This window comes from Pseudomonadota bacterium (assembly GCA_010028905.1).
In the GTDB taxonomy this organism is placed as follows: Bacteria; Vulcanimicrobiota; Xenobia; order RGZZ01; family RGZZ01; genus RGZZ01.
The window spans coordinates 1-14031 of sequence record RGZZ01000089.1; the positions used below are offsets into that span (position 1 = coordinate 1).

Annotated in this window: 14 protein-coding genes; 5 read left to right on the forward strand and 9 right to left on the reverse strand. The window is 65.9% G+C overall.

Annotation, left to right across the window (positions count from 1 at the left end):
* Together EB084_08625 and EB084_08630 are read left to right on the forward strand one after the other, a co-directional pair.
* On the forward strand, nt 1-1606 hold a 1606-nt coding region (locus tag EB084_08625), incomplete at its 5' end, for a ComEC family competence protein (protein NDD28311.1).
* Complete coding sequence (locus tag EB084_08630) at nt 1377-2306, forward strand: DUF2993 domain-containing protein (protein ID NDD28312.1); 930 nt, start codon at nt 1377-1379, stop codon at nt 2304-2306. The genes EB084_08625 and EB084_08630, both read left to right, overlap by 230 nt.
* 11 nt (nt 2307-2317) lie before the next feature.
* Here EB084_08630 and EB084_08635 read toward each other — a convergent pair whose 3' ends face one another.
* From EB084_08635 to EB084_08650, 4 genes are all read right to left on the reverse strand, one after another.
* Entirely contained in the window at nt 2318-3037 is a 720-nt protein-coding gene (locus EB084_08635; protein ID NDD28313.1) for a PilZ domain-containing protein, read from the reverse strand.
* A gap of 112 nt (nt 3038-3149) precedes the next feature.
* Nucleotides 3150-4004 (reverse strand): hypothetical protein, encoded by an 855-nt coding sequence (locus EB084_08640; protein ID NDD28314.1) that lies wholly within the window; start codon nt 4002-4004, stop codon nt 3150-3152.
* 46 nt (nt 4005-4050) lie between these two features.
* Nucleotides 4051-4485 carry an XRE family transcriptional regulator gene (locus tag EB084_08645; GenBank protein ID NDD28315.1) on the reverse strand — a complete coding sequence of 145 codons (435 nt, stop codon included), beginning with the start codon at nt 4483-4485 and terminating at the stop codon, nt 4051-4053.
* Nucleotides 4486-4883: 398 nt separating this feature from the next.
* Nucleotides 4884-5090, reverse strand: coding sequence for a heavy-metal-associated domain-containing protein (locus EB084_08650; GenBank protein NDD28316.1), 207 nt, complete (start codon nt 5088-5090; stop codon nt 4884-4886).
* 143 nt (nt 5091-5233) lie between these two features.
* Here EB084_08650 and EB084_08655 point away from each other — a divergent pair, with 143 nt between their 5' ends.
* Together EB084_08655 and EB084_08660 are read left to right on the forward strand one after the other, a co-directional pair.
* The gene (locus EB084_08655) at nt 5234-7120 is read left to right on the forward strand and encodes a hypothetical protein (protein NDD28317.1); all 1887 of its coding nucleotides are present in this window, start codon (nt 5234-5236) and stop codon (nt 7118-7120) included.
* 200 nt (nt 7121-7320) lie between these two features.
* Nucleotides 7321-7794, forward strand: coding sequence for a ferredoxin:thioredoxin reductase (locus tag EB084_08660; GenBank protein ID NDD28318.1), 474 nt, complete (start codon nt 7321-7323; stop codon nt 7792-7794).
* 16 nt (nt 7795-7810) lie between these two features.
* Here the strand turns inward: EB084_08660 and tatC are convergent, their stop codons facing one another.
* Complete coding sequence (gene tatC, locus EB084_08665; protein NDD28319.1) at nt 7811-8614, reverse strand: twin-arginine translocase subunit TatC; 804 nt, start codon at nt 8612-8614, stop codon at nt 7811-7813.
* 72 nt (nt 8615-8686) lie between these two features.
* On the opposite strand from tatC, the gene EB084_08670 reads away from it, so the two are divergent.
* Nucleotides 8687-9424 carry a peptidylprolyl isomerase gene (locus tag EB084_08670; GenBank protein NDD28320.1) on the forward strand — a complete coding sequence of 246 codons (738 nt, stop codon included), beginning with the start codon at nt 8687-8689 and terminating at the stop codon, nt 9422-9424.
* Here EB084_08670 and EB084_08675 read toward each other — a convergent pair.
* The 4 genes from EB084_08675 to EB084_08690 are packed head-to-tail and all read right to left on the reverse strand — an operon-like array spanning nt 9378 to nt 13934.
* A complete protein-coding gene (locus EB084_08675) occupies nt 9378-10463 on the reverse strand; it encodes an aminotransferase class I/II-fold pyridoxal phosphate-dependent enzyme (protein NDD28321.1) in 1086 nt (361 codons plus the stop codon). The genes EB084_08670 and EB084_08675 overlap by 47 nt on opposite strands.
* A 54-nt stretch (nt 10464-10517) precedes the next feature.
* On the reverse strand, nt 10518-11801 hold the full coding sequence (locus EB084_08680; GenBank protein ID NDD28322.1) for an ABC transporter permease: 1284 nt from the start codon (nt 11799-11801) through the stop codon (nt 10518-10520).
* A complete protein-coding gene (locus EB084_08685) occupies nt 11798-12835 on the reverse strand; it encodes an ATP-binding cassette domain-containing protein (protein ID NDD28323.1) in 1038 nt (345 codons plus the stop codon). Before EB084_08685 ends, EB084_08680 begins: the two co-directional genes overlap by 4 nt.
* A complete protein-coding gene (locus tag EB084_08690) occupies nt 12765-13934 on the reverse strand; it encodes an acetyl-CoA C-acetyltransferase (GenBank protein NDD28324.1) in 1170 nt (389 codons plus the stop codon). The genes EB084_08685 and EB084_08690 overlap by 71 nt, the downstream gene beginning before the upstream one ends.
* Between the last annotated feature and the right edge of the window lie 97 nt (nt 13935-14031).

A 14031-nucleotide genomic window follows, 5' to 3' on the forward strand; every position in this document is an offset into this window, starting at 1 on the left:
CCTTCGCGCCGATCCCACCGGCGTGACGGTGGCCTTCTGCCTGGGGCTGGCCTGGGCGCTGCATGCCCCGCGGCACGGGATTGCCGCCGGCGCCGCCGTCCTGTTGCTGATGTGCGCGATGCCGCGCAGGCGCACGCTGCTGGCGGCCTTCCTGGCAGGGGGGCTGCGCGTGGCGCTCGTGGCAGATCCCTGCATGCGCGCCCTTCCAAACGTCTTCCAGGGGCGGCCGGTGGTGGTTCAGGGAACGGTCTGCGAGCCGGTGGTGCGCACGCCGGACGCGTGTCGCGTCGTTATGGAGGTGCGCGAGATTGCGTGCGGCTGCTGCTGGCAGCGGGTCTCCGCGCGGGTGCTCGTGACCATGCGCTCGGTCGATCGTCACCTCACCCCGGTGAGCTGGGGAAGGGAGGTGGTGGCGAGGGGAACCCTCGAGCGCCCACGCTCAGGAGAGGGCTTTGACTACGCGGCGTGGCTTTCGGAACGGGACATTCGAGACGTGATCCGTCTGCCCAGCGCGGCGGCCATCACCGCCTGCGGGGAAGGGCGTCTCCCTTGGCCCCTCGAGACGGCCGCCGCGCTGCGGCGTCAGATGGAGGCGGGCATCGAAGGCTCCCTCTCGTCGGATGCGGCGGCCCTGGTCGAGGCCGTGACCCTGGCCGAGGCGCGCGCGCTGCCCCGTGAGACGGTGGGCGCCTTTCGGGAGACGGGGACCTATCACGTGCTGGTCACTGCCGGAATACACGTGGCGCTGGTCATCAGCGTTTCGTTCGCCGTGCTGGGCTGGCTGGGGGTGAGCGGTGCGCGGGCCGCGCTGCTCACCGTGCCGGGGGTCGCTCTCTTCGCCCTCGTCACCGGTGCGTCTCCGTCGATGATCCGGGCGGCGCTCATGGGCACCCTCGGACTCATGGCGTTCGCTGGCGGTCGCATCACCGATGGCCGTCGCTCTCTTGCCGTCACGGTGCTCATCATGTCGGTGGTCAGCCCCAGTCTCGTTGCAGAGCCCGGCTTTCAGCTGAGCGTGGCGTGCGTGTGGGGAATCCTGGTTCTGCGACCCGCTATCGCGCGTCGCCTCGCGCGCGTGCCGAGCGTGGTGCGTGTCTCGGTGTCTGTGAGCCTGGCTACCCAGATCGCGGCCGCACCGCTCACCGCGCTCTACTTCGGGGAGATCTCCCTCGGCGGCGTGGTGGCCAATCCGGTTGTGGTTCCGCTCTGCGAGGGTCTTCTTGTGGGGGGCCTGCTGCTGTCGGGGATGGGGCCTCTCCTTCACAGTGGCACTGGGTGGCCGTTGCCCGATCGGGTGCTCCTGCCGATGGTGGCTCTGCTGGTGGAGGTTGTGGAGCGGGGAGCCGGTGTCGTGCTCAGCGTGGTCTCGCACATTCGTGCGTTGCCGCTCTGCTCCGTGCAGGTGCCCTGCCCGGGCGTCCTCGAAGTCGTTCTCGCCTACGCGGCGATGGCGGCGTGGGCGTCGTCGGGCGAAGCCTCCACCGCACAGGGGAAACTTCCATCGGCAGCAGAACTCGAAGAGGAGGATGGGTGTGAATCGCATGCGCAACGGCAGCCTGCTTCTTCTCGCGCTTGCGATGCTGGCGACGTGTGGGTGCATTCGTAGCCTGGCCGAAGATGGGGTTCGCAAGAGCCTCTCTCGCCTCATCGGGCCCGCTGAGCGCTACGAGGTTCACATCGAGCGCACCTCAGACGGCGATCTGCTGGCAGGAAGAATCGAAGATCTGTGCATCACCGGTCACAAGGTTCGCACCAAGGACGGGCTCGTCATCGAGCGTCTCGCGGTGGTGCTGCACAAGCTCAAGGTCGACACGCGCCGCAAGCGCGTTGAGCGGGTGGAGAGCGCCACCTTCGACATCGACGTGACGCAGGAGGCCTTGAGCAGGCTGGCAGCGCATCGCACGCACGGCCTTGGCAATCCCCAGGTTCAGCTTCAGGGGGGGACGGTCACGGTTGTGCTCCCCGCGCGACTGCTCAGCGCTGCCGTCGATACGGTTCTTCAGGGAAGGCTCGAGGTGGAGGACGGTCGCAAGGTTGCCTTCAAGGCCGATGACCTGCGCATCGGCCCTCTGCCCGTTCCTCCGGCGCTGGTCTCCGCGGCGCTCGACCGCATCAACCCGCTGGCAGATCTGCGCACCCTGCCCGTGCCCGCGGTCATCGACAGCCTCACCGCCGACAAGGGCCTTCTGAACGCAAAGGGGCGGCTGTTCGTTCCGCCCAATGCCGAGGAGCCACCTGCGCCGCTGCCTCCGCCCGGGAGCGCCTCGCCGTCTCCGCCTCCGATGATGGCGCCGGAGCCTCGGTAAGGCGCAGACGGTCACGGATCTTCGAAGCTCACCTCTGGCCGGGCTCCCTGTTGCGCGACCGAGCCATCGACCACGCTGTCGAGAAATGTGTTGATGCGTTCGACGGCGCCTTCCGGCAGGGCTTCGAACACGAGGGACATCTTGTAGCGGTCGAACACCGCGGCCTTGACCTCGTGCACCCGTGCCTTGAGCGCGATGGGAGGCTGATCGGCTTCGAGCCACAAGACGCAGGCATACTGCCGGGACGGCTCGAGCTCGGTCTCGGTGGTGATCTGCATGCCGTCTGTGGACAGGATGCTCGTGAGCGCGTAGAGCTTCTGCTCGCCGGTGACCTCGGGGAACTGCATCGACAGAACGCGGTTGAAGTTTGCGGCCGCCCTGCGTCGCTTGGCTTCTTCGGAGTAGCTCTCGATGAAGTCGGCGATCTGCGTGGAGAGGGTCTCCGACACATCAACGAACTTCACGCCATATACGTTGGTGCCGCCGGTGAGGAGCTTCTTCCACACCACCTCCACCTTTCCGCTGAGCGGAGGCTGCAGCTGCAGGTGAAGTCCGAAGACCTCGCCCACCTCAAAGCTCTCGTCGGTGGTGATGCGAAGGCCGCCCTGGCTGATGTCGACGATGTAGATGTAGCAGACCGCTGGGCGTTGGCCTGCACGGGTGATCTCCGCCCCCGTGATCTTGTTCAGCTGGATGGCAAATCGTTTCGATGTGCGGCGCTCGTCTGTCATAGGGCTCTCCTTGGCCAATCATGACGGAAATCCTGGCTTTGTCGCCCCGGCCTGGTGGCCCGACCGTCGAGGGCAGGGGGGCTGACCCGTGGATTGAGACGCAGGCTCAAGGTCAGGGTACGATGCCGACGCTGCGCAGCACGCTGCTCGAAACCGCGAAGAGCCCCACCCCCAGAACCACCAGAAACACCGCCCAGCGGTCGCGCCCCTTGTTCGTGGCCGGGATCATGTCGCTGCATCCGATGTAGATGAACGAGCCGGTGGCCAGGGTGAGGAATGTCTGGGCCCATCCTGCGTCTACGCTGCCCACGGCCCCCGCCAGCAGTGCACCGGCGAGGGTCGCGATGCCGAGCATGCCCGCCGAGACCACGGCGGCCCGGGCGGTGCGACCGGCCGAGAGCATGAGCGCCGCCACGCTGAACCCCTCCGGTAGCTTGTGGAAGATCACGGCGAGGAACATCACGAAGCCGGTGTGCCGTGACGTCATGAAGCCGGCGGCGATTGCGATGCCGTCGAACAGGGTGTGCAGCAGCAGCCCCAGATAGGCGGCAGTGGCGGCGGCAGGCGAGATGCTGCACTCCTCGGGCTGGAACTGGCTCACGAGTGCATGCCCGTGCTCGTCTTCGTGCCCGTGCTCGTCGTCACCGTGGGGAGCGTCGACGTGGGCGTGGGTCGAGAACAGGTTCTCCACGAGGTAGATGGCGAGAAAGCCGAGCAGGATGAACCAAGGCCCCCGCGGATTGGAGGGCGTGATGGCCTCGGGAACGCGGTCGAGGATGGCGGCTGCCACGATGAATCCGGCCGCGATCGCGGTGGCGTACAGGACTGATCTTCGGGTTGCCCTGCCGCGCACGACGGTGAGCAGACCGCCGACGAGGTCGGCGAGTCCGGCGATCAGTGCGAGACAGACGGCGAGGGTGACGTTGGAGATGGAACTGCCTCCCAAGCAAAAACCCCCAGTTCGTATCGAGCCTGGGGGTTTGCGTTCCTACAGGGTCCCCGTTCGTGCTGGCTCAGGAGTGGGCACGACCGGCCACGTTGGCTTTCTTCCCGCGACCGACTTCTTCCTTGCCAGGATGCAGATGGACCATGATCATGTGACCCAGCTCCTTCTGCTTGTCCTTCGGAAGATGGATGACTTCTCGCAAAGCCGTCCGCAGCTCGCGGTCCATGCTCTTCTCGGCGTGAATGGCCTCGAGACGATCGAGTAGGTCTTTCAGGGAGACTTTCTCGGGAGCATATCCCGCCACCAGCAGGGTATGGTCGACGTCGACCTCGAGCGCTCTTGCAAGCTCGAGCACCTTGTCCTTGCGAGGGACATAACCGTCCCTCTCGATGAGCGTCACGTAGCTGGGGTCGATCTTTGCCAGTTCGGCCAGCTTGCGGCGCGTAAGGTGCCGGGTCTTGCGCTTCTCTTTCACGTAGGTGGCCCACGCTTCGTTGCGCATACTCTTCACCCCCTCTCCTTCCTTCTACGGCTATCGTCTGTACAGGTCTCATCTCGAAGCGGTCCTCGGCTTCCGGAGATTTCCGGAGATGCGCGGAGACGTGGCAGCGATGACTGAGCCCCTTTTTCCGTGAATCGTATTATAGCAACATGTCAAACAAAATTCAACATCATCACCTCTGTGCTCGTCATTGCAGGATCGGCGCCGTGTCGCTGTCCCGTGAGCCCCTTCGGGCCACGGGATGCACGGGTGGGGGTGGCGCTGATCAAGCAGGTACGGGCCTCTGCGCACCCTCGCTCCCGCCAGGTGTCGGCACGCAGGGTGTGCGCGACCCGTCGTGAGCACGATACCCGCTTTGACTCTCATTCAAACCCGATGAGCTCGCCTGCCCGGACGCTTCAGCAAGGGGTGACGGGGTACCCCTCGGCCTCGAGGAGACGCAGCACCTCAGGCTCGCCGTCTGCGCTGACGTACTCGATGGTCACCGTCTTGGCGGCCACGTCGACGGCGACCGAGCGCACCGCGGGGGTGTCCTCGAGGGTCTCCTTGATCAGCCCTGCGCAGCTGTGGCAGTGGATGGTGGGGGCGCTGTACGACCTGTTCATGAGGGATTTCACTCCTGTGGTTTGTTCATCTTCCTGTAATATACTTCGACGGCCGTCTGTGATATACTGGTCTTCAACAGCCGGGGATGAGACCGTTGCGCTTCGCGCGAGAGTTCCGGCGACCGCACTAGGAGGATCTGACCATGTCGGTACCTGTCGGAGCGTCTGGCGCACAGCCCAAGAAGTGGACCATCCTGTACTACTTTGACGGCAAGAACAACCTTGCTCCGATGGCCCAGCACTCGTACAACGCCATCGACAAGGTCGGCTCAGACGAGAATGTGAACCTCGTGGCCCAGTTCGGGATGCCCAAGAAGGGCGTGCTGCAAGGGCTCGTGCAGAAGGACGGCGGTTCAGGCCAGCTCACCGACCTCGGCCAGAAGGACATGGGGTCTGCCGAGAACCTGCGGCAGTTCGTCGAATGGGGCATGAAGAACTACCCCGCGGAGCACTACGCCCTGGTCATGTGGGATCACGGCGCAGGCTTCAAAGGATCGATGGTCGATGACGAGACGGGTCACATCATCAAGAACCACGATCTGGCCGCGGCGCTCGAGCAGGTGGCCCAGGAGACAGGCAAGAAGCTCGACGTCCTCAACTGGAACGCCTGCCTCATGCAGCAGGCCGAGGTCGGCTACGAGATGCGCAACGCCGCCAGCTACATGGTGGGGTCGCAAGAGGTCGAGGCGGGCCTCCGCCTCCCCATCCCAGGCGTCTTCGGCACCACGCCGCAGCACGAGGTGGCCAAGGATGTGCAGGAAGCCATCAAGACCAAGGGCGACCTGACCCCGGAAGAGATGGCCAAGCTCTTCGTTTTCGAGGCCAAGAACCAGTTCGGAAGTCAGATGTTCACGCCCACCCAGTCGGCCATCGACCTGTCGAAGATGGAGAGCGTGAAGAACGCGATGGATGCCCTGGCGGGGGTGCTCATCGACGCCGTCAAGGCCGACCCCGCCATGATCGACCAGATCCGCGCCGACATCAAGGGTGCGCAGCGCATGATCGCAGCCGACATGCACCTCGAGCCATACGTCGACTATCGCGATCTCGGAGACTTCGCCCGCGTCCTGGTGAAGGACGACAAGCTCAATGCCGTCAACCCGAAGATCGGCGAGGCGGCCAAAGATGTGATGGCGGCCGTCCAGGAAGCCGTCATCGCTGAGCAGCACGCGCCCATCAGTGGATTCGGCGGGCGCAGCCTCGAGGGCGCCACAGGCATGAGTGCCTACATCCCCCGTGACTACGGCCACGACAAGGTGGGCAAGTCGCACATCGACGGCCTTCCCAATGGCGGGACCCATGGTTACGAGACCACCTCGATGGCCAAGGAGACGCGCTGGGAGAGCCTGCTCAAGATGGTGTCGAAAGACGACGACCTCATGGGCAAGATGCCGGGTCAGCGCGCGCTCATGAACTTCGGCCAGGTTGCCAACTACTACGGCTACGAGTACGCCTGGAACGCCGTGAAGGGCGCCACGAGCGCCAAGGGGTTGAACTGGTGGCCGCTGATGGGCTTCCCCTACATGATGCCCATCCCTGGCGTGCTGGCGGCCGGCGCGGGCGCCATCTCGAATGCCCTTCGGATCAAGAAGGGCATTGACAAGATCGAGGCGGGCCTCACCCGTGAAGACTCTCCGAAGGCCAATCGCGTCGAGCTCGGCGTGCAGGGAGCGCTCGACACCATCGTCGGCGCGGGTTCGGTCGCGGTCTGCGGCGCCATGATCGCAGGCGTGATGAGCCCCGCTCTCGTGCCCGTCGCGGCGGGTGTGATGGCGCTGGGTGTCGGACGCCTGGCGTTCAGCATCGGTCGGGGTCTGCTGCGCAAGCACAACGCGAACAAGCTCACCGTTGAGGAGAAGATTGCCGCCGCCCCGGGGCGTCCGCAGTTCAACGCCCTCAAGGACCGAAAGGCTGCTGATGCGGGCAAGACGCCTGCGGTCAAGGCCGCCGATCAGCCCGCGGCAGAGGCTTCTGTCGTGAAGCCCGCAGCGCAGACCGAGTCAGCGGAGACCAACACCCAGGCCTCCTGAGCAGACGGGCAGCGTCGTGTTCGATGAGACGGCCTTCGTGAGAGGGCCGTTTCGCTTTGATGCTTGATGTGAATCGCCCCTGGGGTACATCTACCGTCACACGTCAGGTTCTGCAGGGGTGAGCAGGGGAGGTAAACCGGGGGCGTCGAAGGGCGTTCCCCGCGCAGTCCTGCCACAATGTCACGCGAGAGGCAACGAACATGGCCGATAAGAACCGCCCCAGTGAGAAGAACTTCGACAAGATGTGGAAGTATGCCGAGAAGTTCGCCGAGAAGAGCGGCACCTCGTTGCATCCGGATCGCTCCATCACCGAGGCGGTGGTGCTCGGCCTGGCCGAGAACCTCGATACCATCGGCCGCCCCTTGTGCCCGTGCAACTTCTACCCGAACAAGGGCGAGGAGGCGAAGAACCGTCGCTGGATGTGCGCCTGTGACGAGATGCAGATCTTCAAGTACTGCCACTGCCTGCTCTTCGTGACGCCCGAAGGTCTCCCCGTCACCGAGTATCTGCCGGAAGAGCACGAGGGACGTCGCACCTACGGTCTGGTGGCCGATCCATCGCCCGAGAAGGGGAGGGCGCTTCGCGACAAGGCGGCCGAGGCGCGCGAGCAGATGGTCGACAACGGGGCGGGTCTGACCACGCCCATCTGGCCTGCCGGCGAGACGACCGCCTGAGCGGTCGATGCGGTCCTCACGTCGGCGGGGGTGTGCTCTCGCTCGTCGCTGTCTCTGGTGATCTGCGGTGCGTGGCGGCCACCAGCCAGATGCTGATCTCATAGAGCACGATCATCGGGGCCGCAACGATCGACTGGGTGAAGGCGTCTGGAGTCGGCGTTACCACGGCGGCGATGATGAAGATCGCGAGGATGGCGTAGCGGCGGTTCTGACGCAGCATCTTTGCGTTGACGAGGCCCACGGCCGCGAGAATCAGGATGACGATGGGCGTCTGAAAGATCAGGCCGCAGACGATGAGCATCATGGTGATGAAACCGATGTACTCCGACAGCGAGATCATGGCCTTGACGTCTTCGGTCTGGAAGCTCATGAAGAACGACATGGCGGCCGGGAGCACGCAGTAGTAGCCGAACACCACACCCGTGATGAACAGCAGCAGCGCGCCGGGCACCACCCGTCGCACCCAGCGCTTCTCGTGGCTCTCGAGCCCAGGGGCCACGAAAGCCGCCACCTGGTAGAGCACGAAGGGGAGCGCGATGAAGAATCCGCTGAGAATGGCGGTCTTCAGGTAGACCATGAAGGCCTCTGTGGGCTTGAGGAAGACCAGATGCGCGCTGCCCAGCGGTCTTCGCATGAGCTCGATGGCCTTGGGCGTGAGGAACCACGCCCCGATGGACGCGACCACCCAGGCCAGGATCGACCACATGAGACGACCGCGCAGCTCGCCCAGATGGGCGGTGAGGGGCATCTCTGCGTCGTTTCGGGTCGGCGGTGGCGTCACGGATCCGTCGGTTCGTGGGGCGCAAGGGTTTCCCTTCATCGGTTGCGAACCGACCCAGACCCTCCCGCGGTGATCTGTCTACCGCACACTCAACGATATCAAGGAGCTCTCATGGACATTCGTCATCTCGCTGTCACAGCGTCGATCGTCAGCGCACTTCTCGCCAGCGGCTGCCAGGCCGCCGATCAGAAGGTCTCAGCCTCTCCCCCCGCGCAAGGCGCGCCCCCCGTGTCATCCGGCGCGAAGACCAATCGTCCCACCTACACGGCCGCTCCGCCTGTCGGTGATCTCACGCAGTACGCGAAGCAGCAGGTGGTCATCGAGACCGAGCGCGGCAACATCGTCTTCGAGCTCTATCCGAAGGAGGCCCCCAAGACCGTCGCCAGCTTCGTCAAGCTCGCCCAGGACGGTTTCTACGACGGCCTCACGTTCCACCGCGTCGAGCCCGGCTTCGTCGTGCAGGGGGGAGATCCGGAGGGGAACGGCTCGGGCGGTCCTGGGTTCACGCTTCCCGCGGAGTTCAACGCCCACAAGCATCTCAAGGGCACCGTGGCCATGGCGCGCACCTCAGACCCAAACAGCGCCGGCTCGCAGTTCTACATCTGTCTCGAGGCCGTGCCCCAGCTTGACGGGCAGTACACGGTCTTCGGTCAGGTGACGAAGGGCGTCGAGAACGTCGCGAAGATCCAGAAGGGCGACCACATGCTGAAGGTTCGCGTCGAGTCGAAGGGCGATGGAACGAGCCCTTCCGGTGGGGCGTCGGCCGCTCCGGGTGGTGCATCTGCCGCGCCGAGCGCGGCGGCTACGCCGGGGGCCGCATCTTCGTCAGCACCGGCTTCGCATCCCTGATGAAGCGGGCGACCTCGTCCTCGGTCCCGGCACGGATGCGGATCCTGCCCGGGAGTCCCCAGGGGGCGAGGTCGCGCACGCGCAGCCCGCGCGCGGCGAGGCGTTTTGTTGCGTCGCCGCTGTCCGGGACGGTGACGACCACCCACGGTGCGACGCCCGAGTCCACGGTCAGCCCCCACTCGGTGAGCGTTCGGTAGAGCGCGAACCGCGCGCGGCCCACCCGTTCCCGGATCATCTGGTCGAACGTGGTCTCTCCCACGGCTGCGGTCGACGCGCGAGCCGCCATCTCGCCAGGCTCGAGACCGATGGTGGCGGGGCGGATGCGCACGGCCGTCTCCACGGCTGAGAGCGTGAACGCCGTGGGAAGCCCTTCGAGCCCCTGCAGCGACGAGAATGAGCGCATCACCACCAGATGGGGCGATTCCTCGAGAAGCGGAACGACACGGGCAAACTCTGCCTTCTCAGCATAGTCTGCATAGGCCTCGTCGATGATGAGGCAGGTCCCTGAGGCCAGGGCCGCGCCGAGCAGTGACGCCATGGCGTCGCGATCGAGACCATGACCGCCCGGATTGGCCGGATGGGCCAGCAGCGCGAGGGCGGGACGCTCGCGCTCGAGCACCCGCTTCCACTCCTCGAGGTCTGGCGCCAGTGGGTTCCCTGATGTCACGCGCACCTGGCGCAGCCCCGTGCGCGCGGCGCACAGGGTGTGCAGGGGGGGCGCCAGCTCGGGCAAGGCAAGGGTTCCATCGGTCTCGCTCAGGGCCTGGAGAACCGCCGGCAGCAGAACCCGCGTGCCAGCCCCCACACAGATGCGCTCCGGTATGAGGCTGAACTTGCGTGAGAGGGCGTCGACGAGGGCGCTTACCGCGTCACGCCACGGTACTGCGTCAGACCGTGTCGACTCGACGATGCGCTTTGCGGTCATGGGCGCATACCCGAGCGGTGCCCGCGCTCCGCTGAGGTCGAGCATGTCCGCGGGGGAAGCGCTGCGCGGAGGGACGCCGAGGGACCACGGGTCGATGGTGGACATCACAGGCATGAGGTTCAGGGCAGCGGAGGGGCAGTCCTTCAGCCCTCCGCCGTTGCGAAGAGGTCACGATCGAAGCGCCCGCCACACCTCCGCGGGACGGATCGATTTGCCGTACATCAGCAGGCCGGCCTGAAAGACCTTCAGCGAGACGCGCAGCGCCGCCACGACGGCAGCCGCGAGGAGGGCGATCGACAGTGCCAGCTCTCCCGTGGGAACGCGGGTGCTCACGCTGCGCATCACCATCATGAGCGGCGAGGTGAACGGGAACAGCGAGAAGGCACGCGCGAGGGCGCCGTTGGGCGCATCGAGGAGAATGGGCAGGAACAGCAGCGGGCTCGAGAAGAGCATCACGAAGATGGCGAAGATGTGGTTGGCTTCCTTCTCGGTGCTGCCGATGGACCCGATGCCCGCGAGAATCGATGCGTACAGGGCGAAGCCGAGCAGGAAGTAGAGCACGAAGATGGCCAGCGCATCGGCTCCGATCGAGAAGGCCGACAGCGTGCGCGCGGCGAGGGGGAGCCCGAAGGCGAGCCAGACCGACACCTGCACCAGACCGAGGGCGCCGAGACCGATGATCTTGCCGTAGAACAGATCGGCGGGGCGAACCGATGATAGCAGAACCTCCTGGATGCGGCTCTCCTTCTCTTCGGTCAGCCCCCGCAAGATGTACGTCGAGGAACCGAGCAGCGACATCACGAGAAGGGCCATCATGGCGTAGGGAAGCACGACCGAGATCACCTGATCGGCGAAGGGGTCGCTCACGCGACGGCCGCGGTCGTCGAGCACGACGGCTTTCTCAAGGAGAGGGACGCGCACGCGCGCCAGCGTCTTGTCGTCGATTCTTCCCGCGAGAAGCCCTTCGCGGATGAGCATGGCCATCGGAGGGCGAACGCTCACATCGAACGGGCTTCGGCGCAGGGTGACACACTCTGCCTGCCCCGTGGTGACGTAGTCGTTCGGGAAGACGTAGAGGTACTCGACGGTGTGGTCGAGCAGCGCCTTCTCGCCTTCGGCCACCGTAGCGTATCGCTGAAACCGAAAGGTCTGCGGAAGGGTGAGGCCCCCCGCTGAAGCCACGCCACGCGGCTCTTGGGGCGCGCCTTCCCGCGACGGCGCCGCGCCTTTGAGCTCGGACGGGAAGGCGAGAGCCGCCGGCGCGTTGACGAGGCCGACCTGCACGCCTCGCACCTCCATCTGGCGCTGGCGCAGGTACAAGAAGTTCGGCACCGACGCAAGGATGACGAGGAGGGCCGCCATGATGGGCAGGCCGAGGGTCACCACGAGGAACTCCCATCGTCGGGCGTGGGTTGTGAACTCGTATCGGGCAACCACCGAGATGCGGTTCATGCGGGATCCTCTGCCCCCTTTCTCACCACCTCGAGGAAGATCTCCTCGAGGGTGGATTCGGTCATGGTGAACCCGCGCACCGCGATTCCAGCGCCGAGGAGCCGTTGCAGCAGCGTCTCCGGTGATTGCTGACCCAGGGTGACCTCGAAGCGTTCGGCACCCACCCTGCGAACATGCAGGTCGGGATGCGCGTCGAGGGAGTCCGGGGTCTCAATCAGGGCTCTGGCGGGGGCATGGGCCGAACGGATGTCGCTCAAGGTTCCGTACAGCACCCGTCTGCCGCCATTGATCATGACCACGCGATGGCAGAGGCGCTCCACCATCGCCATCTGGTGCGCCGAAAGCAGGATGGTGGCGCCCTCGGCGTGCAGCGTGCGGATGCGCTCGAGGGCCCATTGCACGCCGATGGGGTCGAGACCGCTGAACGGCTCGTCGAGCACCAGGAGCCGAGGGCGATGGACGCTGGCTGCCACCATCTGCGCCCGCTGCGTCATGCCTTTGCTGAGCTCGATGACCGGCCGGTCCTTGTAGGCCGAGAGCCCCACGACCTCGAGATCGGCGACGACGCGTTCACGCGCCTGGCTCGGGGTGAGGCCACGCAGCTGGCCCAGGTATTCGAGCACCTCGCCGAGGCGACCGCGACGGTAGAGCCCTCGTTCCTCCGGGAGATAGCCGAGGAGGTCGCGCATCAGGCGATGGCCCTGCGCAAGCTCCGGCGGCGCAGGGTCTTGCATCGTGCGCCCGAGGAAGCGGATCTCTCCCGCGTCTGGCCGGAAGATGTCGATGATCATCCGGATCAGGGTGGTCTTGCCTGCCCCGTTTGGCCCGAGCAGCCCGACGATCTCGCCGGGGCGCACCTCGAAGGAGACGCCATCGATGGCCTGCTTGCCTTCGAACCTCTTCACGAGGTTGCGACAGACCAGAAGGCCATCGATGGACGCTTCCTCAGTGTGCATCGCGTCGCTACTGGTGATAGGCTTCCACCACGAGGGCGATGCCCTGACCGCCGCCGATGCAGGCTGAGCCGAGCCCATAGCGCTTTCCGGTGCGCCGCAGCTCGTGCAGAAGCGTGAGGGTCAGGCGTGCGCCACTGGCGCCCAGCGGGTGACCGATGGCGATGGCTCCGCCGTTGACGTTGGTGCGCGCGCGGTCGAGGCCCAGCTCCTTCTCGACGGCCAGGTACTGGGGCGCGAAGGCTTCGTTGATCTCGACGCGGTCGATGTCGGCCACGGTCAGACCGGCTTTCTTCAAGGCCAGTCTCGAGGCCTCGACCGGGCCGATGCCCATGATGGACGGGTCGCAGCCCGTGATGCCCCATGACACCAGGCGCCCCCAGGGCTTCAAGCCATGACGGTCGGCGGCCTGTCGTGAGCCGATGACCAGGGCTGCCGCGCCGTCGCAGATGCCGCTCGCATTGCCGGGCGTGATGACCCCGTCTTTCTTGAAGGCCGTGGGGAGCTTCGACATGGCCTCTCGGCTCACGTCCTCGCGGAAGTGCTCGTCCTTGGCGAAGACGGTGACCTGCCCCTTGCGCCCCTTGAGCTCGACCGGGGCGACCTCTTCGGCCAGGCGGCCCTCTCGCCAGGCGGTGCGCGCCCGGTCCTGGCTCTGATAGGCGAAGTCGTCACAGGCTTCGCGATCGATGCCGTACTGGCTGGCGAGGTTCTCCGCCGTCAGCGCCATCGGGAGCTGGCAGTAGCTGTCGGTGAGGCTGCTCCACAGGCTGTCCTCGAGCTGCGACTTGCCGAGGGCGATGCCCCAGCGGGCGCCGCGCACGACGTGAGGAGCCTGGCTCATGCTCTCGGTGCCTCCCACGAGGCAGAGCTCGGCATCTCCCGTGAGAATCTCGTGGGCCCCGCTCACCACGGCCTGAAAGCCGGAGCCGCAGAGACGGTTCAGGGTCAGGGCGGGGGTGGTCACCGCGGCTCCGCTGCGCAGCCCCACGTGTCGGGCCAGGTAGATGGCGTCGGCCGATGTCTGGGAGACGTTTCCGAAGCAGACATGCCCGATGGCGTCGGGCGACACGCCCGAGCGCTGCAGCGCGGCGGTGGCCGCGGCAACACCGAGGTCGGTGGCGGTCTGGTCCTTGAGCGAGCCTCCAAAGCTGCCGAAGGGCGTGCGCGCGCCGCCCAGGAAAAGGATCTCTGCGTTCAAGTCTCTTGCTCTCTCTTCGTAGGTTCTTGCACCAACGCGAAATCGTGCGCGGGGCGCCCTGTCGATCAGGGCACCG

Excerpts from the sequence above, each read along its gene's own strand:
- EB084_08635 (NDD28313.1), bottom strand. The coding sequence starts at position 3,037 with ATGACAGACGAGCGCCGCACATCGAAACGATTTGCCATCCAGCTGAAC.
- EB084_08645 (NDD28315.1), bottom strand. The coding sequence starts at position 4,485 with ATGCGCAACGAAGCGTGGGCCACCTACGTGAAAGAGAAGCGCAAGACC.
- EB084_08650 (NDD28316.1), bottom strand. The coding sequence starts at position 5,090 with ATGAACAGGTCGTACAGCGCCCCCACCATCCACTGCCACAGCTGCGCA.
- EB084_08655 (NDD28317.1), top strand. The coding sequence starts at position 5,234 with ATGTCGGTACCTGTCGGAGCGTCTGGCGCACAGCCCAAGAAGTGGACC.
- EB084_08660 (NDD28318.1), top strand. The coding sequence starts at position 7,321 with ATGGCCGATAAGAACCGCCCCAGTGAGAAGAACTTCGACAAGATGTGG.
- tatC (NDD28319.1), bottom strand. The coding sequence starts at position 8,614 with ATGAAGGGAAACCCTTGCGCCCCACGAACCGACGGATCCGTGACGCCA.
- EB084_08670 (NDD28320.1), top strand. The coding sequence starts at position 8,687 with ATGGACATTCGTCATCTCGCTGTCACAGCGTCGATCGTCAGCGCACTT.
- EB084_08675 (NDD28321.1), bottom strand. The coding sequence starts at position 10,463 with ATGCCTGTGATGTCCACCATCGACCCGTGGTCCCTCGGCGTCCCTCCG.
- EB084_08680 (NDD28322.1), bottom strand. The coding sequence starts at position 11,801 with ATGAACCGCATCTCGGTGGTTGCCCGATACGAGTTCACAACCCACGCC.
- EB084_08685 (NDD28323.1), bottom strand. The coding sequence starts at position 12,835 with ATGGGCTCGGCTCAGCCTGCATCGGCGGCGGTCAGGGCATCGCCCTCG.